General features: G+C 47.7%; 20 protein-coding genes. 15 read left to right on the plus strand and 5 right to left on the minus strand.

Annotated elements, in window-relative coordinates; all coding sequences use genetic code 11:
- Positions 1-23 precede the first annotated feature (23 nt).
- On the plus strand, positions 24-1,940 hold the full coding sequence (locus CHI14_RS16975) for a beta-glucoside-specific PTS transporter subunit IIABC (RefSeq protein WP_095289680.1): 1,917 nt from the start codon (positions 24-26) through the stop codon (positions 1,938-1,940).
- Between the two features lie 135 nt (positions 1,941-2,075).
- On the opposite strand, the gene CHI14_RS16980 is transcribed toward CHI14_RS16975, so the two are convergent.
- Complete coding sequence (locus CHI14_RS16980) at positions 2,076-2,957, minus strand: LysR family transcriptional regulator (protein ID WP_095289681.1); 882 nt, start codon at positions 2,955-2,957, stop codon at positions 2,076-2,078.
- Between the two features lie 170 nt (positions 2,958-3,127).
- Between CHI14_RS16980 and CHI14_RS16985 the strand changes: the two genes are divergently transcribed.
- Together CHI14_RS16985 and CHI14_RS16990 are read left to right on the plus strand one after the other, a co-directional pair.
- Complete coding sequence (locus CHI14_RS16985; RefSeq protein ID WP_349290384.1) at positions 3,128-3,721, plus strand: ankyrin repeat domain-containing protein; 594 nt, start codon at positions 3,128-3,130, stop codon at positions 3,719-3,721.
- 50 nt (positions 3,722-3,771) lie between these two features.
- Positions 3,772-5,127 carry a uracil/xanthine transporter gene (locus CHI14_RS16990; RefSeq protein ID WP_095290141.1) on the plus strand — a complete coding sequence of 452 codons (1,356 nt, stop codon included), beginning with the start codon at positions 3,772-3,774 and terminating at the stop codon, positions 5,125-5,127.
- Here the strand turns inward: CHI14_RS16990 and CHI14_RS16995 are convergent.
- Together CHI14_RS16995 and CHI14_RS17000 are read right to left on the minus strand one after the other, a co-directional pair.
- Positions 5,114-5,491 carry a PilZ domain-containing protein gene (locus CHI14_RS16995; protein ID WP_095289683.1) on the minus strand — a complete coding sequence of 126 codons (378 nt, stop codon included), beginning with the start codon at positions 5,489-5,491 and terminating at the stop codon, positions 5,114-5,116. The genes CHI14_RS16990 and CHI14_RS16995 overlap by 14 nt on opposite strands.
- A gap of 109 nt (positions 5,492-5,600) precedes the next feature.
- A complete protein-coding gene (locus tag CHI14_RS17000; protein WP_095289684.1) occupies positions 5,601-6,065 on the minus strand; it encodes a hypothetical protein in 465 nt (154 codons plus the stop codon).
- Between the two features lie 151 nt (positions 6,066-6,216).
- On the opposite strand from CHI14_RS17000, the gene CHI14_RS17005 reads away from it, so the two are divergent.
- The 10 genes from CHI14_RS17005 to CHI14_RS17050 all read left to right on the plus strand — a co-directional run bounded on the left by CHI14_RS17005 (position 6,217) and on the right by CHI14_RS17050 (position 14,972).
- Positions 6,217-7,800 (plus strand): HEAT repeat domain-containing protein, encoded by a 1,584-nt coding sequence (locus CHI14_RS17005; protein WP_095289685.1) that lies wholly within the window; start codon positions 6,217-6,219, stop codon positions 7,798-7,800.
- 26 nt (positions 7,801-7,826) lie between these two features.
- The gene (locus CHI14_RS17010) at positions 7,827-8,285 is read left to right on the plus strand and encodes a DUF6386 family protein (RefSeq protein ID WP_170948172.1); all 459 of its coding nucleotides are present in this window, start codon (positions 7,827-7,829) and stop codon (positions 8,283-8,285) included.
- 73 nt (positions 8,286-8,358) lie between these two features.
- A complete protein-coding gene (locus tag CHI14_RS17015; protein ID WP_095289686.1) occupies positions 8,359-9,042 on the plus strand; it encodes a hypothetical protein in 684 nt (227 codons plus the stop codon).
- 20 nt (positions 9,043-9,062) lie between these two features.
- Complete coding sequence (locus tag CHI14_RS17020; RefSeq protein WP_095289687.1) at positions 9,063-9,683, plus strand: SMI1/KNR4 family protein; 621 nt, start codon at positions 9,063-9,065, stop codon at positions 9,681-9,683.
- A 22-nt stretch (positions 9,684-9,705) separates the two neighbouring features.
- Positions 9,706-10,227, plus strand: a complete 522-nt coding sequence (locus CHI14_RS17025) for a DUF5412 family protein (protein ID WP_141236699.1) — start codon at positions 9,706-9,708, stop codon at positions 10,225-10,227.
- 359 nt (positions 10,228-10,586) lie between these two features.
- The gene (locus CHI14_RS17030; protein ID WP_249281152.1) at positions 10,587-11,135 is read left to right on the plus strand and encodes an RNA polymerase sigma factor; all 549 of its coding nucleotides are present in this window, start codon (positions 10,587-10,589) and stop codon (positions 11,133-11,135) included.
- A complete protein-coding gene (locus tag CHI14_RS17035; RefSeq protein ID WP_095289689.1) occupies positions 11,125-12,267 on the plus strand; it encodes a DUF4179 domain-containing protein in 1,143 nt (380 codons plus the stop codon). The genes CHI14_RS17030 and CHI14_RS17035 overlap by 11 nt, the downstream gene beginning before the upstream one ends.
- A gap of 314 nt (positions 12,268-12,581) precedes the next feature.
- Complete coding sequence (locus tag CHI14_RS17040) at positions 12,582-13,955, plus strand: methyl-accepting chemotaxis protein (protein WP_095289690.1); 1,374 nt, start codon at positions 12,582-12,584, stop codon at positions 13,953-13,955.
- Positions 13,934-14,113 (plus strand): hypothetical protein, encoded by a 180-nt coding sequence (locus CHI14_RS17045; RefSeq protein ID WP_095289691.1) that lies wholly within the window; start codon positions 13,934-13,936, stop codon positions 14,111-14,113. Before CHI14_RS17040 ends, CHI14_RS17045 begins: the two co-directional genes overlap by 22 nt.
- 151 nt (positions 14,114-14,264) lie before the next feature.
- Positions 14,265-14,972, plus strand: coding sequence for a DUF4274 domain-containing protein (locus CHI14_RS17050; RefSeq protein WP_095289692.1), 708 nt, complete (start codon positions 14,265-14,267; stop codon positions 14,970-14,972).
- Between the two features lie 133 nt (positions 14,973-15,105).
- Here CHI14_RS17050 and CHI14_RS17055 read toward each other — a convergent pair whose 3' ends face one another.
- The gene (locus CHI14_RS17055) at positions 15,106-15,471 is read right to left on the minus strand and encodes a VOC family protein (RefSeq protein ID WP_095289693.1); all 366 of its coding nucleotides are present in this window, start codon (positions 15,469-15,471) and stop codon (positions 15,106-15,108) included.
- A gap of 212 nt (positions 15,472-15,683) precedes the next feature.
- A complete protein-coding gene (locus CHI14_RS17060) occupies positions 15,684-17,336 on the minus strand; it encodes an alkaline phosphatase (RefSeq protein WP_249281153.1) in 1,653 nt (550 codons plus the stop codon).
- A gap of 237 nt (positions 17,337-17,573) precedes the next feature.
- On the opposite strand from CHI14_RS17060, the gene CHI14_RS17065 reads away from it, so the two are divergent.
- A complete protein-coding gene (locus tag CHI14_RS17065) occupies positions 17,574-18,878 on the plus strand; it encodes a hypothetical protein (protein ID WP_095289694.1) in 1,305 nt (434 codons plus the stop codon).
- Between the two features lie 224 nt (positions 18,879-19,102).
- Positions 19,103-20,617 carry an AbgT family transporter gene (locus CHI14_RS17070; RefSeq protein ID WP_095289695.1) on the plus strand — a complete coding sequence of 505 codons (1,515 nt, stop codon included), beginning with the start codon at positions 19,103-19,105 and terminating at the stop codon, positions 20,615-20,617.
- Positions 20,618-20,624 lie beyond the last annotated feature (7 nt).

Consider the following 20,624-nt stretch of genomic DNA (forward strand, 5'->3'; position numbering starts at 1 on the left):
ACACATTAAAGGAGCAAAACACAATGGATAAACAACAATTGTCCAAAGATATTCTGAAATTGGTCGGTGGAGAAGAAAACATTGATCAAGTCACGCACTGTATGACAAGACTTAGATTTAATCTTAATGACAATGGCAAAGCTGACAAAGCGACGCTTAAAAATACACCTGGCGTTATGGGTGTTATGGAGAATGGTGGTCAATTTCAGGTTATTATCGGGAACGATGTGCCTGTGGTGTATAACGCGCTGGTTGGAAACATGTCCAAATCTCCTGATGCGAAACCAGCTGCTGCTGCAACAGGCGGCAAAAAGAAAAATCCGCTGAGTGCCGTATTTGACTTTATTTCAGGTGTGTTCACTCCAATCCTTCCAGCCATCACTGGCGCGGGTATGATTAAAGGGATCGTAGCTTTGCTGCTTACCTTTGGATGGATCGATGCAACAAGTTCAACATACATCATCTTGTCCGCTATCGGTGATGGTGCGTTCTACTTCCTGCCAATCATTCTCGGGATTAGTACAGCGCGTAAACTCGGGAGCAATATGTACATTGGTGCGGCCATTGGTGCATCGGTTATGCACCCAACCATTACGGCTTTGTTAGCACCGGGTGAGAATGTATCTTTCATCGGTTTGCCGGTTGTAGCTGCAACCTATGCATCTTCGGTTATTCCGATTTTGATTGCAATTTGGCTGGCGTCTTATGTGGAAAAGGCGATCGACAAAGTTACACATGCTTCACTTAAATTGATTGTTGTGCCTACAGTGACTCTGCTTATCATTGTTCCTGTTATGATGATTGCCGTAGGACCACTAGGGGTTATCATTGGTAACGGCTTGACAGATGGTATTAACTGGTTGTTTAATAATGCTGGTTTGTTTGCAGGGTTGCTTGTTGGTGGAGCGTTCTCACTCTTGATTATTACAGGAATGCACTATGCGCTCGTTCCAATCATGATCGGTTCCATTGCAACATTGGGATACGATTACTTGATTCCGCTCATGATGGTTGCTAACTTTGCACAAGCAGGTAGTGCTTTGGGTGTTTCTCTAAAATCCAAAAACAAACAAATTAAGTCCTTGTCTGCATCAACTGGTGTTACCGCACTTATGGGTATTACAGAACCCGCCATGTACGGGGTCAACATGCGATTCAAAAAACCGTTTGTGGCAGCATTGATTGGTGCGGCAATTAGCGGAGCGTTCATCAGCTTCTTCCAAACTAAAGCGTATGTTATCGGTGGTCTGGCAGGTCTTTCAGGAATTCCAATGATCATCGGTCCGACATTTGTATATGCTCTGATCGGAATTGTCATTGCGGTTGTAGCTTCAGCAATTCTGACCTACATCCTCGGATTTGAAGATGTTCCAGAAGCGGTTCCAGCAGCAACGACTACAGCTTCAGCTGAGCCTGTTACACCAGTTGCAGCTGATGTAAACAGTTCCGCTTCCGCAGTATCTGCAGTCGAAGAAGAAAAAGCCCAGGATCAAGAAGTATTCAGCCCGATGACAGGGGAAGTAAAACCGCTGAGCGAAGTACCAGACCCTGCATTCTCTGAAGAAATTATGGGTAAAGGTTTTGCAATTCAGCCGACTGAAGGTCGTGTGGTTTCCCCGATTAACGGAACGGTGTTCTCCTTGTCCAAGAGTGGACATGCCATTGGTCTGGTCAGCGACAACGGTGCAGAGATGCTGATCCACATCGGAATTGATACGGTGAAACTGAAAGGCCAATTCTTCTCGCCTAAGGTTCAGGCAGGTGCAAAAGTTGCTGTGGGTGATGTATTGATGGAATTTGACCGTGAAGAAATCGAAAAAGCCGGTTATACAACCATTACACCAGTGATTGTCACAAACATGCATCAATATGAGTCGATTGTATCTGCAGGTCGTACTGCAATTAAAGAGCAAGAGCTGCTCTATACAGCAAAAGCCTAGTCCATAAGAAACAGCAGAGTTTCCAAACGTACTGGAGACCCTGCTGTTTTTTTTGTTTATAGCTACGCTATTCGTTGTGTGTCATCGCAGTTTAATATCCGTTGCTTTCAGAAACAACACCTTATCCGTATGTACCTATGGTAGCATCTCCCGAACCAACTGCACGAATTGCTGGGCTGGCTTGGACAGGTAACGATGGTGCAGCCAGACGAGCGCTGAACCCACGGTGGAGTTCGGATCAAGGATCCGATATACATGGAATGATTGTTCGTGATGAAGCTGCAGCACAGTGCCAGGCACGATGGAATTCGCGAATCCGAGCCGGACCAGCTCTAGCAGCATGGCCACATCTGAGCATTCTCCCATAATCGAAGGCTTCACCTGATGTTCACGAAACTTCTCGAGAATCAGTTCAAACATTCCGAGTCCCTCTGTACTGGGAAGCAGGAGTGGAACTTCTGCCAACTGATCAAAGTAAGTGCCATGTTCTCCCTTGGTCTCCAGGGGATCCGAGGATATGTAGTAGAGCGGTTCCTGCGGCAGATGCAGCACTTCATAGTGTTTCGTTTTCACCGGCATACGTACGCAGGCCAGCTCAATCAGTCCATCATCCAGCATGCTGCATAGTTGAGCGGATTCATTCTGCTGAATTTTGTAGGTAACTTGAGGATGGCTTGTGCGAAACTGCTGGAGTGCCTTCGGGATCAGACTGTCGGAAATGGTATTCATGCCAAGGGATAGCTTGCCCCGGATTCCGTAACGGAAGCTCTGCATCTCCATAACGGCTTCCTCCATGTATTTGGTCATCGTGACGGCATAATCATAGAAGCTGCGGCCTGCTTGCGTCAATTCCATCAAGCGTCCTTTGCGTTCAAATAACGCTACGCCAAGCTCTTCTTCCATCAGTTTTAATTGCTGGCTGAGTGGAGGCTGAGCCATGTGCAATCTTCGGGCAGCTGCGGTAATTTGTTTCTCTTCGGCAATGGCAATAAAGTAGCGACATTGTTTGATATCCACCTGTTTTCACCCTCGTTGCAAGTATATGTATTTCGTATAGTTAGCCAACAAAACATGTATTTTTAATATACTATCCTCCTATGGTACCATACATTAGATTTACGCACCTAAATCGCAAGATTCGATCTCCATTGGAACGCTGATCCACAAGGTTAACAACGAATTGGAGGATGAACGTATTGGTTAATACGATACATGCTGCTGCTGAAGCTGGACATACAGATGAGGTGATCCGGTTTATTACGCAAGGAGCCGGATTGAATGAACGGGATGCGCTTGGGAGAACTCCGCTAATGGCTGCAGTGCATGGCAATAAGGTACAGACCGTTAGCATGTTGATTGATGCCGGAGCAGATATTAACATTCAGGATAATCGATTGGATAATCCATTGTTATATGCCAGTGCTGAGGGCCTCAAGGAAATAGTTGAAATGGCCGTCACAGCTGGGGCAGATACAAGATTAACAAATCGCTTTGGCGGAACGGCACTTATCCCTGCAGCAGACCGGGGCCATGTGAACATTGTGGAATTCCTGCTGACTTGTACGGATGTGGATGTGAACCATGTCAACAATCTGGGCTGGACAGCTCTGCTGGAGGCCGTCATTCTGGGAGACGGTGGACCTCGGCATCAGCAGATCGTGGCATTGCTTCTGCAATATGGTGCCGATAGAGAGATCGCGGATCGGGATGGTGTTACCCCGCTAGCTCATGCCAGACGGAACCGTTATACCGAAATGGAACGAATGTTATCGAATAGCTGAATCAAGGTGCCTAATTCTATATTGAGGCGCGAAAGGACACGAATTAAATGATGAACAGACACCAAGAGCATTTCATTACAAAATATATAAGTCAGACATCATCTCTGGTTTTGGCAGGGATTCAATGGTTCTTCTTCTTGTTTACCAACACGGTCGTGGTGCCATTATCCATTGGTCATAATTTTCAAATGTCACCGGATGCCATCGCTGCATCCATGCAGCACGCTTTTCTGCTGACCGGAGCCGTGTGTATTCTGCAGGCCTTGTTTGGGCATCGCTATGCAGTCATGGATGGACCGTCCGGTCTCTGGTGGGGATTGACCCTCAGCCTGACCGTCTCGGCATCTTCCGCCGGCATGAGTCTGGAGCGGATCGGGGGCGGACTTGCTGCCGGCTTCCTGCTCGCAGGATTAACGATGGCCGTTCTTGGCCGATTGGGCGCAGCCCATCTGCTGCAGAAGCTGTTTACACCCATGGTCAAAAGCGCCATGTTGTTTCTCATGACGATCCAGCTGACCATGAATTTCTTCAAAGGCATGATTGGGTATACCGAATTCGGTACATTTAACCTGCCCGTTGCAGCTCTATCTGTAGCTATTGCCTTTCTGGTCGCCCTGATCCAACTGAAGGGAAGAGGCAAACTGGGCAACTACTCCATCCTCATCGGCATTGTGACAGGGTGGATTGCCTACAGTTTTGTGTTTCCAGGCCAGCATGCAGGGTTATCGGGCAATTCTGGGGGGAGTTTGTTTACACTGTTTCCATGGGGAGTACCGACGTGGGAGCCGGGCATTGTTGTAACTGCGTTCTTCGTGGGATTGGTCAACATGACGAATTCAATTACGACATTGAGCACGGTCGAGAAAATCTATGAAACACAGACGACAGACCAGCAATATAAACGTTCCTATGTACTAACCGGATTGTTCAGCATGCTATCCGCATGTGTGGGTGTGCTGCCATTTGGTTTATTTGCTTCGTCCATCGGTTTTCTGGAAAGTACCCGGATTTTGCGGCGTGCTGCTTTTATTATCGGGGCTGCCATGTTATGTATTTTGGGACTCACCCCTTCGGTGACTGCCTTTTTTGCGCAAATACCACCGAGTGTGGGCAGTGCCGTGCTGTTTGTAGCCTATCTGCAAATGTTTGGAACGGCTCTCCGCACCATTGAAGGTACTGCGTTTAATTCCAAGACGATCTACCGCGTGGCTCTGCCCGTGCTAACCGGAGTTGCCGTGATGAACATCCCTGCTGAAGCCTTTCAGGCATTACCGATTTACCTCATTCCGATTATTAGCAACGGTCTCGTGATCGGAGTTATGGTCTCGCTTATTCTGGAGAAAAGTGTGAACTGGTCCAAAATGGAGAGTGCTTCTACCGCGAGTAAAACTGTTACTTCACCATGATTCTTCCCTGCCCTGCAAGCATGCGCAGTTCTCTGGATAGGCGATCGTGGTTCCCGTCTTGTATTTCAAGCTGCACGCCATAGTGCCAGGTTTCGTTCTCCTCGTTGCCCCAGCGAAGTGTTCCTTCCAGATCTAAAGGATCTTCAAAAAGAAGCAGATTCATGCCGATCCGGATTTCATTGGACTCGACATGCAGGCTTAGCGGAAAGGAAAGCTGGCACCCCGATCGGCTGATATCGATCAATTCGGCCTGAATGGGTTTGTGCGGAGCAGAGACTCCGTTAACGCTGATAATGTAAATTTCAAACGTGATGGGTTCCTTCAATGTATAACGAAAAGGCTCTCTTCTAAGGTTGATTGACATAGTTTCCTCCACAAAGTTCAAAAGATTCATGTTATGGATATATCGTCAATTTGTACCCAAAAATGAAGAGATACGGACTTGTTTGCATTGAAGGGAATCCAACACCATATCAGGTAAAAGTGAGCCCTATGCTCGCACTCGCAGACCGTGGATCATAGCTGGAATATATTGATCCCCATGGGAAGCTGTATTCCATATAGGGATAGGGTTTGGAGCGGTTAATTTGCGGTGCAGCGGAAATCTGCTCACGAAGCCACTCATCATGGGCCAGCTTGCGCTTCATCTCACCTGCCTCGGTCCAGTCATCCCATGAAGAGGGGAATTCTTCGCCGTCCAGTGCCAAACTGGCCTGAATCAGTCGGGACTGATGGAAACACAAGGCGAGGTAAAATGCTTTAACACCTGCAGAGGCATCTGATTTGAATTTGTACCACGTATATCCCGTAGTAAGTTTCTGAACCTCCGTGCTATTCTCCCGATAAAACCAACTTGCCTTCAATTCCTCCTCCGTAAGTCCAGAGTACAATTTCAGGCTATCGTGAACCCGAATGACGCCGCTTTCCCATCCGTCCATATTACAGTCCCTCCCTCATTGCATTTTTTTCACAAGTATAGCATACACAGATATAGCCCCTGAGTTCCTTTAACCCCGGTGCCTGGCTTGATATAATGGTTGGATATGGTTCTGATTCCTCACCTGAATCAGATGGGAAGGAGCGGATGAAATGCGGCAATTAACTTCGGAACTCCGGCATAAGCTGGATCAGCTCGGGACGGGAACGGTTCAGGAAACCGCTGAGGAGCTCCGTCATCTTGGTCAATCCGGAGAGTATATCTTAATCCCGAGTCTGCTGCGAATGATGGATGATGACAGTCCTGTCATTCGTCAGGCTGCGGAGCAGGCGGTCGCTCGTTTGGTAGAAGCATGTCCAGTATCGGAACTGGTGTGGTTGAACGAACATGTAAGGGAGTGGCGTCCTTCCCCCGTCATTTGGAAGCGGATCGTGGAACGTGAGGTACATCAGATAGATCAGGCCAGTACAATCCGTTTGTCCATGTTGACGATGCACTGGAGTGGCTACATCAGAGAGGCTGCGGTTCGAAGAATGATTCGGGAGGATGAGTCCTACAGCTTTCCTTATTTGCTGCTTCGGTTGAATGACTGGGTGCCTGAAATTCGCCATTTGGCGAGAGCGGCACTGGAACTTAAACTGAAGCCCGAGCATGCCAAGCTGTGGATGGAAAATATCATGCTTGTGGAGCGACTTCGGATCTGTGGACGGGATCAATTCGAGTCTTTTATCGAATCCGTATATCACCTGCTGCGTCAGAAGGAATGCCGGTTTGTCCTTCATAACGCACGGGTATCCCCTGAATCCAGCATCCGTCAGTTCGCTTTTCGGATTTCACTCGAAGCAGAGGGAACGGATACTAGCGTGATTATGGAGCAGGCATTACGGGATGAGAACCCTGCCATCCGGCGATGGGCAGCGCAGCGGGTAGATCGTATGTTGTCTGGTGGGAAGCTGAGAGAGGCCCTTCTTGGCATGCAGCTGGACAGTGTGCCTTCAATCCGCCGGGAAGGTCTGGCTGTACTTGCCACGATGTATCCCGATGATGCAAAGGCCATTATAATGAATCGGCTTCTGGACTCAAACCTGCCTGTACGGGATACAGCACGTAGGTATGCCAAACGGTGGATGAATGTGAGCTATGCGGAGTGGTATCTTGATGTCATCTGGGGCGATGATCAGCAACATCTCGCTGCAGCAATTTCAGGTCTGGGAGAGACGGGGGACAAGGCTGACGCAGAAGTACTGTGTGAATATGCGAAGCATCCATCGATTGCCGTACGAAAAGCAGTGATCCGCGGATTAATGAGGCTGGACGCTTCTTCATACGGAACGCATTTTGTACATTCGCTAACAAGCGAGCAACCTGGCATTTCCCGGGAGGCCTGCCGTGCACTTATGCTTCATCCCTATCTTATACAGCCTGATGAAGTGGCTGGTCTGTTGTCGGACCCTGATGCCCTGCCTCATGTCGTTCGCAATGTGCTGCGCATTATTACTTCCATGAGCAAGTGGAATCAGGTTGGACTGCTGCTGCAGCAGCTTCCAGAGGCAAGGCACGAATGGGTAAAACAAGCCATTCATCGCCAGTTGTATAACTGGGCCAGATACCCAAACCGCAGCTTCGGCGGAAGATTATCCACGGCAGAACGGGAACGTCTTCATAAGCTTCTGTGGTTATGCGGGCAGGAACTGGACGGTGATCTGCTGCATCGCTTGGAGTGGTTAATGCAATAAATCATGACGATGAGAGGAAGATAAAAATGCGTGGGACATTTCAATTCGTGACGGGAACGGCAACCATGTGCCTGTTCGATCTGGCTTCGTTAAAACACCGTGTAGAAGAACCGCCCGACTGGTGGTCCATTCCGGAAGATGAACTGGCTGAGGTGAATGCGGGCAATTGCCTCTTTTTCAATCTGGGAGCCGATGGAATGTACGAGGTGTCATGGAGTGTGGACATCTCGCATTCAACCAGCGCAGTGCCGGAAGGTGCGCAGGTATTCTATCTGCAAGTTCCAACCGGCAGCGTATTTCTGGGTGCAGCTGAAGATGTCAGCGGGGGAGAACTGGAGCCGGATGAGTCATGCGATGGAATGATACTATCGCTGCAGCCGGGAAATGTAGCTTGCATCGTCTCAAGAGAAGGCAATCAGATCTCACTGAAGATTCAACCAGGTACTCAAGGACACAACGAGCAGGATAGTCTGATCCGGATTTGATGTGTTTTTTATAAGGATAGACAGGTCTCAAAGAAATTAAGTAATGAAGAAAGCTGAAGCGGGAGGAATCCACATGCCGAATTGGAATTTCACATCGATCACAGATTCAGATAAGCTGCACCAACAGATGCGGATACTTGCTGCACTGGATATCATCATGTCCGAGGAAGAATGGCTTCGTGTACATCGCTATGAAGCAGAGCTGCAGCCTGGTGTGGCTTGGGGGAGTATCGACAACGGGGCAGGAGATCACCTGCATGTGTTGTTTACCCCATCGGGTACCTTGATCAAGGGGGTTGATCACGAATCTCCCTTGAGCCCCCATGCTCGTGACGATGGGCAAGTCTATCCGGGCATGTATGATGAAGTGCCGAAGGCATTGAGAGCAATCATGGAGGATCAGGAAGAGAGAATGGAGCCGGAGGATGTTACCTTTTGTATTTGGCGAGAAGCAAACGACCCGGAGTGGAAGGCAGGAAGCTGGATTCAGCAAGCGTTAATCGAGGAAAGCGAAGACGATGCCACAGGTGGTGCGGATTTTTTGCTGGGTTATGTTGAGGAAACACCCGAAGCATATGTGGATTGGGCGGAAGGTTATTATGACTCACATGAACTGCCGCTGTCTGCGATTGCTGAAGTATATGAAGGAAAACCAGTAACACCCGATTTAATCAGAATGCTATGTCCTGAACGTGATGTAGAAGCAGCATTGGATGAACTGCAACAACGTGGATATGTCATAGAACGAATGGGATAGAGGGGGAGGGGACAGCAGTCGTGTATAAGCAGCAGCTGGAACGCATAAGCGAGAAGTTGAAGAAACTTCAACGTTTGGATGCGGATATGAGCTTGTTTGGGGCAGAGAACCATGAGTATGAGCTGGAGCGGGTATGGACAACAGAAGAGATCACAGGCTTCGAACAGAAATGGAAGATTACTTTGCCAGAGGAGTATCGGGCTTTTTTGCTGCATATCGGATCGGGAGGAGCAGGTCCATATTACGGACTGGAGAAGCCGGAAGATGGGGTGTATGCCGTCATTGGATATGACGATGAGCTGAATGCTATCTCGGATCCATTTCCCTATGTAGAAGCTTGGAACTGGGAAGTTGACTGGTATGATGACAGCAAGGAAGAAGAGGAGTGGGATGCACTCGACCATGATTATCTGGATCCTGTACGGTCGGCAGGCCTGCTGCGCATCAGTGATTTTGGCTGCGGCATTTCCATGAATCTGGTCTTGAATGGACCATGCAGCGGGGAGATCTGGACCGATGATCGGGCGAATCGCAGCGGCATCTATCCGGATCATTATTTCGGCAATACGGAACGTCTGCGATTCCTGGATTGGTATGAGTTATGGCTGGATCGTTCCATCCATGAATTGAATGAAGAGTAGGGGAATCTTGATGGTGAAAAAAATGAACAGGATTGCATTGCTGCTCGTGCTCATTTTATATTTCATTTCATTTTACTCATTATATGCCAATATGCATAATCTATGGTTGATTGCTCCGCCTGTCTATGTGCTGCTCGTTACTTCTATATTTGTTCTTGCTCTAGCCTTATTTGGTATTCAAAATCGATCGAACAACTTTGCGAAGCGGAGAAGCTGGATCTCGGTGATTCTCTCTTCAGTCCTCATTGTCCTACTACTTGTCGTTGCATCATTTACGGCGATGTTCTCCGGAGCAAAAGTATTACTTACGACGACACATTCGCCAGATCAGCACTATACACTGAAATTCTATAAAACAGATGCGGGTGCAATGGGGACATTCGGTATTGTAGGGGAATTACAGGGACCGCTTTGGTTTCGAAAAGTAGTGTATTCGGAGCGAAAAGCAGATCAAGTCCAGTTGGAATGGAGCAATAACCACACCGTTGTCATTAATGAGCACCAAGTGAATTTATTGCTAGAGAAAACCTGGATTCCACAATAGAAACCAAGCTTTCTAGAGATCCCGTTGTAACTCATGCTGATCAGTAATAACCCTTTAACGTGAGTGAAAATCACCCATTCCACATTACATAAATAAATAGAGTTTATAGAAAACGTACGAGGATCGATCAAGCACATTTTAATAAAAAACAGTACGGATTAATGAATGATCTCTGTGTTAAACAGGGGTCATTCTTTTTATCGTTTAACTCAAAAGAGCTCCAGACAGCAGCCCTGAGCCTTAACGGGCCAGTTTTTATTTTACAATCCGGCTCATTTGGCATGTGGGCAAATAATAAAAACCGTTTGGTGCAGTTGCCCGTCTTATATCACAGAAAGAGAGAGAAGGAGGGAACCGGGGTGGAGACCAAAGCCGAGATGAAGAAGATGATATTCGTGCAAACCGAAGATGAGACGGTGTTTGTCCAGTCCATCATGGAGCATCAGGATACACTGATTTCCATTGCCTACAGCTATCTCCGCAATCGTCATGATGCACTGGAAGCTGTACAGGAGATGACATGCCGGGCTTGGACGAAGCGTCGGAGTTTGAAAAATGAAAAAGCGTTCAAGTCCTGGATCATTCGAATTCTGATCTATGTCTGTATTGATGAACAGAGACGCCGCAAGCGGACCACACCGCTGTCGAATGACGGTTTGGAGGAAGTGGTAGCAGATTTCACTAGTGCAAGCCTGGAGGATAACCGAATCGCCATGTGGTCATTGTTGCAGAAGATAAAACCAAAATACCGCCATGTCCTACTGCTGAAATATTATAACGACATGACACTGAGCGAGATCGCCTCGATCCTCGGGAAACCCGAAGGCACCATCAAAACATGGCAGCACAAGGGGCTGGAGCACTTACGCAAGCTGATGAAGAACAGGGGGGATTGGCATGAGAACTAGTCCGGAGGAAAAGGCACTGCTCGCAGACGCCTACCAGGTCGAACTGGAGAAACAGCAGCTGAATCCAGCAGATACGGCGTTTGCCATCCAGCGAGGACTTGCAAAAGCAAGAGCGAGGCGAATGACAAGCGGTCTCCCAATAAAATGGGTCGCTGCTGTGCTCATAACAGCAATTACTGCAGCGTGCCTCCTACTCGGGCCATACCGAGGGATCATGATCCCCCAGACAACAGCTGTTGAGCCCATTCAGAATTGGGGAGTGCTGGAACCTTTTCGTAAATTGGCTGATCAGGACGTTAACGGGAGCACGATCGAATCCGCAATCAATAATGGCTATTATCAACTTGTCGACCGTACGGTGAAATCGGGAATATATCAATTTACGGTTAATGCAGTAATGGCAGATGAGAACAAGTTAATTGTGTTATATACCGCCAAGACAGACGATACTCAAGAAATCTATTCGGTTGTGAATGCCAAGATGACAAACGCGATAACGAATAATGTATTGGGTGACGGAAATTCGAGGGGGATGCATACTCCAGATGATGAGCACACCATTTATGGTCAAAGCGCGATAGAGCTTAGAAAAAATCAGCCTTTACCTGAACAAGTTATGATGAATGTACAGATTTCATCGGTTGTTCCGAATAAAGGCACGAATTCAGATGCAGTCAACAAGGAACGGAAATATCAATTTTCGAAAAAAATGGACATCACCTTCAATCTGGACCCTAAATTCTCGGTTCCACAGACGGAAGTCTTAGAATTCAAACAGCTGCTTACCATTGACGGACATGAAGTGATGTTATCTGAAGTAGAATTATCACCTCTAGTGATTAGTGCGAGATTCATCTACGAACCTGAAAAAGATATTGATTTTGAATCCAGAATGTCCATTAACGATGTTGTTCGACCTACTCAGTTGATATCCACAACTAAAGAGGGGAAAGAGACAAAGCTAAATATGGTATCGGGTAGTGGAACAGAAGACGGCATGAACTTTTCATTCGGCAGCAACCTGCTGGATGATCCACAAACGTTAGTATTAAAGCTGCATGGTGTGCCAGGCAAAGTATACGATGATCTTCAGGAAGCAGAGCGCGATATGATCGAGTTGAAAATAAAATAGAATTGGTAGTAGATAACGTGATCCACTTGAATTAACCAATTAGCCTGTCTTGTGCGTCTCAGCGTATAAGCAGGCTTATTTTCGTTTGTCAATATAATATGGAAGTATATTATTTTGGAAGTCATATAAAATTTGAAATTTAGAATACCGATATACATAATGTAGCGCTCATTTCATGTTTATGAAGTTAATTTGTACTATGCTACGGCGTGAGGTATTTGCGAATGGTGGATATGCAGGACCATAGACCAATGGAATGTAGTACAGAGTTGCCCTACAACACCACATTTACCTAGATAAAGGACGGGGAACGGATGAATCGGTATGATGAGATTATTTGGAAAAGGAACAAGCTGATCAGTATCATTTTGTGGGTTATTCTTGCAATTGGTGTGAGTCTGAGCTTCATGCTCCCTAAGCTGCTTGTTTCCAATGGGATTGCCATTTTGTTTGCAGCTTGGGTTACTTACGCTAATGTGAAAAGAAAACATATTCATTTAATTCCTTGGCTGTTTACCATTTTGATTACCTTATGTGGGGTCTATGTCGGTTGGGGTACGGTTAACCTTACGATGAGTCTGGTAATAACCGCTGTTTTGCTGCTCATTCCGAACAAGAAGTTTTTTATGATTGGTTTTTTTGTTTTGCTAGCCCACAGTGTGCTCCAGCTATTTGTTATCAACACAGCTCATGCTGATGAACTTATAGAGAACATTGTTAACGTTGGACTGTTCGCTCTTACTGGAGCAATCCTGATGTTAGTTTCCCATTTAAATCAAAGACTTTTCCTGGACAGCGAAGTCCGCTGGCAGGAAGTAGAGCAATCCAAACAAAGAGTAGAGACCATGATGGAACGTGTCAAAGCTTCGGTGGAAGGCCTGTCTCTGTATACGGATCAACTGAAACAAAAGGTGGACGCGACCGGGTCTATCACGCATGAAGTGACGCTTGGATTCAGTGAAGTGGCCAAAGGTGTGGAGTTCCAGGCGACCAGCGTAGCGGAAATTTCGGAATCCCTCTCCTTGTCGGATCATCATATCCGTGATGTTGCTTCCTATTCGTTTCAAATGAAAGAACTGTCTGCCAGTATGGCATCCAGCACGGAAACGGGAAGTGCACAGATGGACCATCTGAATGTGCAGATGCAGGAACTCTATGAGACGATTGATACCACGGCTTCCGATATGAGAAAGTTCAATGAGGAAAGTGAAGCCATGTCCCTGATGTTGAACAGTATCTCGGATATTGCGAACCAGACCAATCTGCTTGCACTGAATGCTGCGATCGAAGCCGCTCGTGCAGGTGAACATGGACGTGGATTTGCCGTGGTTTCAGAGGAAGTTCGCAAGCTGGCGGAGCACTCTGGTCAATCGGCAAATGACATTGCCACCATTTTGACCCGGTTAAAAGGGCAGACGCAGGCACTGACGGATCGCTTCGAACGCATTCGCCTTGCTCTTCAAGAAGGAAGAGACAGCGTGCAGACTGCAGAAGTTGTTTTCCGTACCATTAATAGCAATTCCCAGGAAGTGCTGAACCAGGCCATGGATATTGAGAGCAGTTCCGCCACGATGAAGGAATCCTCCACCAAAGTCGTGAATGAGGTCTCCGAGATTTCAAGTGTGACTCAGCAATCCAGTGCGGCTACGGAAGAGATTCTTGCCGTATGGAGGAGCAGCGCAGCCTGACACAGAAGATGGTGGACAGCTTCGGTGAGCTGGAGCAACTGATTCTGAACCTGAATGAGCTGGTTTCAGATCATCAGATGTCTTCTTCTGTCACTGAAGAGAAGGCTGGTGATCGTCCTTCACCGAGTGTGGTACCGATCGATACGCTGTCAGCTTAGAGGCAGGTTAGCCTTTTAATAGAAAATGTAGAGTCCGCCCGAACGTTCGTCATGGGGCGGCCTTTTTTGCTGTCAAGTGGTGACTTGAACCCTGTGTATATCTCCTTTACAGTGTAATGTAGAATGTGAAGTGCAAGGAGGAGAATGGTTAATGAATTGGCTTGAAATCAGTAAGTCCAAAGATGTGAAACAAGCTTGCGAAGCAGTACATAGGCTGGATATCAATGAGCGGGATGAACGGGGACGTACACCGCTTATGCTTTTTCTGACGTATCGCATGCCAGCTGAGGCCATTAAATGTCTGTTGGAACAGCAAGCAGACTTGGATGCTGAGGACAAACTCGGCGATACCGCTCTAAAAAAAGCTGTGAAGTTCAAGCAGATCGAAGCCATCCAGCTTTTGCTTGAATATGGGGTGAAGCTTGACTCTACACATGGAATTCAGGCGACGGCCTGGAATGCAGCTAGACGGGACCTGGCTATTGCAGATATGCTGCTCGGTACCACAGGCTCGGTAAGACTTCGGCTGACCCAGGCGGAACAAGCCATTGTGGATGAGATTTTGTACGAAGAATCTTCAGAGAGGGCAGCCGCGAAGATCCGTGAGCTGGATTCAGCTGAACTCCTGCATGCTGTCGTGGACGGGTACAACTGGGATGACAGTCCCGAGCCTATGCTGGCTGCTTGTGAACATCCTGCCTGTGCGGAGATCACGCTGCTAGACATGGTAGATCTACTGGATGCTGATTATTGGCTGGAGATGGACGAAGATGAAGTGAACCAAAGCGAAGATGGACCGGGTTATCGCCGGCTTGCCGAGCTGCTAAGAGTGAAGTGTCCAACAGAATTTCTCAAATAAATTGTGAATACAAAATAAGAGCATGTTCTGGGCGCCACAGAGATGCTCTTATTTTGTATAAGAAATAATGGTTGATTCCAGGCAAGCACAACACCATAACGAGGTAATGCTGCTCTATGAGTGTCACACCAGATCATGCATGTTCGGCAAGCTGTACCTCGAAGCCGTCCGGGTCGGCAATGTAAAGGAAGCGAAGATGGGGATTCGGCTGAACGGGCCCGCGAACAATGGGAATATTCAGTGCTGCCAGTCGTTCCATGGCTTCTTCCAGTGAACTCACCTCGTAGCCGATGGACACGCCAGATTCTTTTTTGAGGACGGATTCACTTCCCTCAATCATCTCCAGCATGGTTTCATTCTCTGTACCCAACATGGCAATATGCCGCCCACGACTTTCGAATTGACGCTGGATTGGAAGCCCGAGCATGCCGTGGTAGAACCCAAGCGAGGCTTCCAGATTGCGCACCCGAAGCGTAATCCAGTTTAATTTGATCAACATGGGTGAATCTCTCCTTTTTGTCTCCTATTTATCAATATGTTACGTCCATTATACGACAAGCAAGGAGGGGAACCCATCCTTGTCTATGAACAACGAAAATAGCTGCCGAAATATTCGGCAGCCCAATGATATAATTCCGGGTGAACCTTTGTAAACCGCTACGCTTTCCCATTATGTGTGTTTGGTTTATAAGCGTAGACCATCTTTCAAACTTACTGAATCAGATCGACTGCACTTTGTGGTACAAAGGCATCTACTCCGTTGTACACGATTACGCCTTCCAGCGCAGTCTTTTTGCCGTTAACCAGCGCAACGTTTTTGTAGATTTGCAGTTCTACTTTAGTGCTGCCTTTAGTAACCAGAATTTTAGGGTTTTTGGCATCTGTCAGATCCAGCTTGTACGTTGCGCCTTTGGCTGTGAATGCTTGTTTGGCAGGAACAAACAATTGTTTGCTCACGCTGTCCAGATCCAGATCCAGTACGCGTGCCATGTATTTAGCCACATCCGTATTGTCGATTACGCCGAATGGACGGTCATTGTTCGGAGCATACGTGTACAGCACAACGTCTCCACCTGTATGACCACCAGTCGTCCAGCCAATGCCTGCGCGTTTGCTGATCATTGGTCCGATGGCGTAGTTCAGGCTGCCTGGCTCGGCTGCCTTAATGGTAGCGATCTCCTCGGATGTCAGGTCGGAAATGCCGTAGTATTGTTTCATGACCGCTTTGATATTGGTGCGTTTGGCATTTAGCTTCGCTTCCACACCTTCACCTGTCAGCTTGGCCTTTTTCAAAGGTCCGATAAATGTGGACAATGGTTCTTTGTCATAGGTGCCCGTTGTTGCATTGTTACCGATAGTGAGACCGCCATTACCGTGGTCTGTTACTGCCACAACAGCTGTCTCTCCATCTGCTTTGGCAAAATCCATGGCTACTTTTACGGCATCGTCAAATGCCAGTACGTCACTGATAATTCCGATCGGATCGTTGGCATGAGCTGCCCAGTCCACTTTGCTGCCTTCAACCATGAGGAAGAAACCGTCTTCGTCTTTGGACAGAACATCAATGGCTTTGGATGTCATTTCAGCAAGGCTTGGCTGCTTGGCAGGGTCACGGTCCATATCATACGCCATACTTGCAGGTGCGAACATTCCCCACAGCTTGCCGGAGTTTGAGGCTTTCATGGCAGCCGGTGTGGTCACGTAATCGTAACCGAGTGCTTTGATGGAAGAGACCAGATTCTCACCGTCTTTGCGGCCCGCTGGCTCCAGGTAGCGACTTCCGCCCCCCAAAACAACATCGAGACCGTTATATACTTGCTGTTTACTGAGAGCATCGTAATTTTTGCGATCCGGATAGTGGGCAGAGAAGTCTGCAGGTGTAGCGTGCATAATCTCGGAGGTGGCTACAATACCGGTTGCCTTGCCTGCCAATTTGGATGCCTCCAACACGGATGCAACGGGTTTCTTGGCATCTCCAGGTGCGATCGCCTTCTGTCCAGGCATGGTTGCCTTGTCTGGCAGTACGCCAACATATCCTGTATGTGATTTATAACCTGTAGCAAAAGCCGTTCCCGCAGGAGCCGAGTCCGCAATCGGAGCATCCGCGGAGTGTGTGCGAACCATACCGCTTGCCATGGAATCCAGAGTCAGGGAAGACCCTTTGTACCAGCGGGCCAGTGCAGTGGCATCGTTAGCCATGCCATCCGGAATCAGGATAATGACATTTTTGATCGGTGATGATGATGCGGGTGCAGCAGTGTCCTCAGCAGCCCATGCTGCGCTGCTTCCTCCCAGCGTAGCTGTAACAACTGTTGTAACCGCGAGCATCATTTTGGCCGCACGGACATTGAACCGGTTTAACATGAATACATCCTCCTAAAATAGATATGTATAGTTTGGTATCCCAAAACCAGTGTATACAACAATTGCTAAACGAACGTAAGGAATGGGTTAACTAAATGTAAAATTTACGATTATGATGCATAATCAGGAATGAGAGGTTGTAAACAATGGCTAAGATGAAGAGGTTTACAGCGGAACCTCAGTTCGGTATGATTTTTGTATTAAACGATGTTGAGTGGGACAAGGGGATGTGAGTGCATGTACCGAATCGGAGTTGTAGGACCGAAGCCGTCCATTGAGCGGACCATGCGTGCTGTGGAGGGGCAGGATCTGGAGGCTCATTTTGAGTTGTATCCCTATGAACACGCACGCGAGACGGGCGAGATTATTACGAGGAACCGCGAGAAAGTACACGGGTGGGTGTTTACGGGTCCCATTCCTTATCTGACAGCCCAGGACGTATTGCATGAAAAAGAACATGCCATCTACTGCCCGCCTACCGGGGCAAGCTTGTACAAAGCCATGCTGCAAGCCATTTATACACTGGACAATCCGGTCAAGGAAATCTCCATTGATATGACGGGGAATGAAAGCTGGGGGTTGATGGACAGTCTTGAGGAATTGAATTTCTCGGATGAGCAGCTGCGAAAATACGTTTTTTCTACCGATTACGATGTCGAAGACATGATCCAATTCCACGTTCGTCACTGGGAGGAAGGGCGGACCAAAGCAGCTATTACCTGTCTGTACGCTGTATATGAAGGATTACTTCAGAGAGGGGTCCCTGTCTTCAAAATCGATTCTACCAAGCTGGAGACAGTGCAAGCGGTACGAATGCTGATTGAGCAGATTCGCAGTTCCGCATTCAAAGACAGCCAGATTGGCGTGTTAATGGTTGAGATTGAAGGATGGCATGCAGCCGGTGAACAATCGACGGAACGGTATCAGCTGCAGCATATGGAGCTCAAGATCAAAGCCATCCTGCTGCATCATTGTGAGCAAATCGATGGTTCCCTCCACCAGGATGGTACAGGGCGATACCTGATGTATGGTTCCAGGGGTGGAATGGCCCGCAACATGGAATCGCTGCATACAGCGATGCAACAGCTTGAGCTGGATACGGATCTGCTTTCATTTGCCGGGATAGGGTTTGGTGAGACGGCATTTGATGCAGAGCGTCACGCCCGGAAGGCGATCCAATATGCCAAAGACGATGAAGCTGGACGTGTGATTGTCTATGAGACGGATGGTACGATTGTGGAGGCAGCGGGTGAGGATCAGGAATTATCCTATGAGATGTATTCAAGTGACACCGAATTGCTCGAACAGTTGAACAAGGCAGGGGTAAGCATCCGTACATTTCAGAAATTAAAGGCATACATACGCCGGATGGGCCGAGAAGAATTTACGGCCAGCGAACTGGCATCGGGATTATCAATGACCATCAGGCACGTACAGCGGATTCTCGGCAGTCTTACGGCATTTTCCCTGGCTGAAATCACGGGAAATGAGCTCAATACCCGCAGGGGAAGGCCAAGTAACCGATATCGGCTGCTGCGTTAGATTTACGAACATAGAGTCAGAATAAGGATACCGATGATGCAACCTTAGTTCTCATGTCCACTCCTGGCGGACATGGTGAACCTGGTTGCAGATCGGTATTTTTTATATTTAGTGTCAAAATACATAACATAAGTATTGAGTTTTGTATGGAGTTAATTATATAATGTCCTAAAATTACGACATTTTCGTTAAATGTACGTTAATATCAGTCAGGGGGTATTTGCATGGTGAAAGCGGAAAGGCAGGAGAGTACAGGACTTTTTGGTTGGGTAGAGAAAGTGGGGAACAAGCTTCCCAATCCGTTTTTATTGTTTATCTATCTCATTGTTGCGCTGATGATTGCTACCCTTATACTGTCGTTCTTTAACGCGACAGCACATAACCCGATTGACGGAGAGAAGGTTCAGGTCAAAAACCTGCTGAGCCGAGAGGGAATACAGTGGCTGCTGCCGAATGTGGTAAAGAACTTTGCTGATTTTAAACCGCTTGCTTCAATTCTGGCATTGGTACTCGGAATTGGTTTGGCTGAGAAAGTAGGCCTTCTGGAAGCGGTCATGCGCAAAATGGCTGTTCGGGTACCCGCCCGCTATGCCAGCTATCTTGTCATTTTCATCGCATTCTTCAGTCATGTATCATCAGATGCAGCGCTTGTCATCATGCCTCCGCTGGGAGCGTTAATTTTTCTTGCTGTAGGCAGACATCCGATTGCCGGATTGATCGCAGCCATTGCCGGAGTTGGCGCTGGTTTCACCGCAAATATGCTGATTGTGACTACGGATGTATTGCTGTCAGGCATCAGCACCGAAATTGCCGCCTCGGTAGATCCAAGTGTGGGTGTTACGGTCTTGGATAACTGGTACTTCATGTCCGCTTCTGTCATTGTGTTGACACTGGTCGCAGGTTTTATGACCGACAAATTCCTGGAACCGCGACTGGGCAAATATGAAGGGGAACGTGTGTACAAGCTGGAAGCTCCAACACCTGAAGAAAACCGGGCACTGCGTGCGGCCGGTATTGCCGCCCTTATTTTTATCGCTGTCATCGCGTTTATGGTGATACCTTCGAATGGCATTCTTCGCAACCCGGAAACAGGCAGTGTGATGGGTTCGCCTTTTCTTGCAGGGATTGTGCCTGTCATTTTGCTGTTCTTCTTCACCGTAGCACTGACTTACGGCATTAAACTGAAAGTGATTCGGAACCAGAATGATCTACCGAAATTGCTGATTGAACCGATCAAAACGATGGCAGGCTTCATCGTGATGGTCTTCCCGCTATCCCAATTCGTGGCGATGTTCAACTGGAGCAACATGGGTAAGTTTCTGGCACTCACCATCACGGATTTGCTTGAAAAAACAGGCATTAACGGCATCCCGGTTGTCATCGGATTGATCTTCCTGTCTGCGTTACTAACGATGTTTATTGCAAGTGGATCCGCGATCTGGTCCATTCTGGCTCCGGTGTTTATCCCGATGATGATGCTGCTTGGATTCCATCCGGCGTTCACCCAAGTCATTTTCAGGGTATCCGACTCGGTTGTTATTCCACTTGCCCCGGTATCGCCTTTTGTACCCTTGTTCGTCGGATTTTTGCAGGAGTACCGCAAGGATGCCAAGCTCGGAACGTATTATTCCTTGATTTTGCCATATTCCATTGCATTCTTCTCCGTCTGGGTCGTCATGGTCATTCTCTGGTACGTCTTCAATCTGCCACTTGGCCCGGGAGTTCACGCCAGATTATAGAAGATCG

Origin of the sequence: Paenibacillus sp. 7516 (assembly GCF_002272715.1) — a bacterium.
GTDB classification, from domain to species: domain Bacteria; phylum Bacillota; class Bacilli; order Paenibacillales; family Paenibacillaceae; genus Paenibacillus; species Paenibacillus illinoisensis_A.

What these genes read in the sequence shown, in the direction of transcription:
- CHI14_RS16995 (WP_095289683.1), bottom strand. Translation starts at nt 5,491, where the DNA reads ATGTCAATCAACCTTAGAAGAGAGCCTTTTCGTTATACATTGAAGGAA.
- CHI14_RS17015 (WP_095289686.1), top strand. Translation starts at nt 8,359, where the DNA reads ATGCCGAATTGGAATTTCACATCGATCACAGATTCAGATAAGCTGCAC.
- CHI14_RS17040 (WP_095289690.1), top strand. Translation starts at nt 12,582, where the DNA reads ATGAATCGGTATGATGAGATTATTTGGAAAAGGAACAAGCTGATCAGT.
- CHI14_RS17025 (WP_141236699.1), top strand. Translation starts at nt 9,706, where the DNA reads ATGAACAGGATTGCATTGCTGCTCGTGCTCATTTTATATTTCATTTCA.
- CHI14_RS17070 (WP_095289695.1), top strand. Translation starts at nt 19,103, where the DNA reads ATGGTGAAAGCGGAAAGGCAGGAGAGTACAGGACTTTTTGGTTGGGTA.
- CHI14_RS17065 (WP_095289694.1), top strand. Translation starts at nt 17,574, where the DNA reads ATGTACCGAATCGGAGTTGTAGGACCGAAGCCGTCCATTGAGCGGACC.
- CHI14_RS17060 (WP_249281153.1), bottom strand. Translation starts at nt 17,336, where the DNA reads ATGTTAAACCGGTTCAATGTCCGTGCGGCCAAAATGATGCTCGCGGTT.
- CHI14_RS17050 (WP_095289692.1), top strand. Translation starts at nt 14,265, where the DNA reads ATGAATTGGCTTGAAATCAGTAAGTCCAAAGATGTGAAACAAGCTTGC.
- CHI14_RS17000 (WP_095289684.1), bottom strand. Translation starts at nt 6,065, where the DNA reads ATGGACGGATGGGAAAGCGGCGTCATTCGGGTTCACGATAGCCTGAAA.
- CHI14_RS16990 (WP_095290141.1), top strand. Translation starts at nt 3,772, where the DNA reads ATGAACAGACACCAAGAGCATTTCATTACAAAATATATAAGTCAGACA.
- CHI14_RS17055 (WP_095289693.1), bottom strand. Translation starts at nt 15,471, where the DNA reads ATGTTGATCAAATTAAACTGGATTACGCTTCGGGTGCGCAATCTGGAA.
- CHI14_RS16985 (WP_349290384.1), top strand. Translation starts at nt 3,128, where the DNA reads ATGAACGTATTGGTTAATACGATACATGCTGCTGCTGAAGCTGGACAT.
- CHI14_RS17045 (WP_095289691.1), top strand. Translation starts at nt 13,934, where the DNA reads ATGGAGGAGCAGCGCAGCCTGACACAGAAGATGGTGGACAGCTTCGGT.
- CHI14_RS17035 (WP_095289689.1), top strand. Translation starts at nt 11,125, where the DNA reads ATGAGAACTAGTCCGGAGGAAAAGGCACTGCTCGCAGACGCCTACCAG.
- CHI14_RS16975 (WP_095289680.1), top strand. Translation starts at nt 24, where the DNA reads ATGGATAAACAACAATTGTCCAAAGATATTCTGAAATTGGTCGGTGGA.
- CHI14_RS17010 (WP_170948172.1), top strand. Translation starts at nt 7,827, where the DNA reads ATGCGTGGGACATTTCAATTCGTGACGGGAACGGCAACCATGTGCCTG.
- CHI14_RS17005 (WP_095289685.1), top strand. Translation starts at nt 6,217, where the DNA reads ATGCGGCAATTAACTTCGGAACTCCGGCATAAGCTGGATCAGCTCGGG.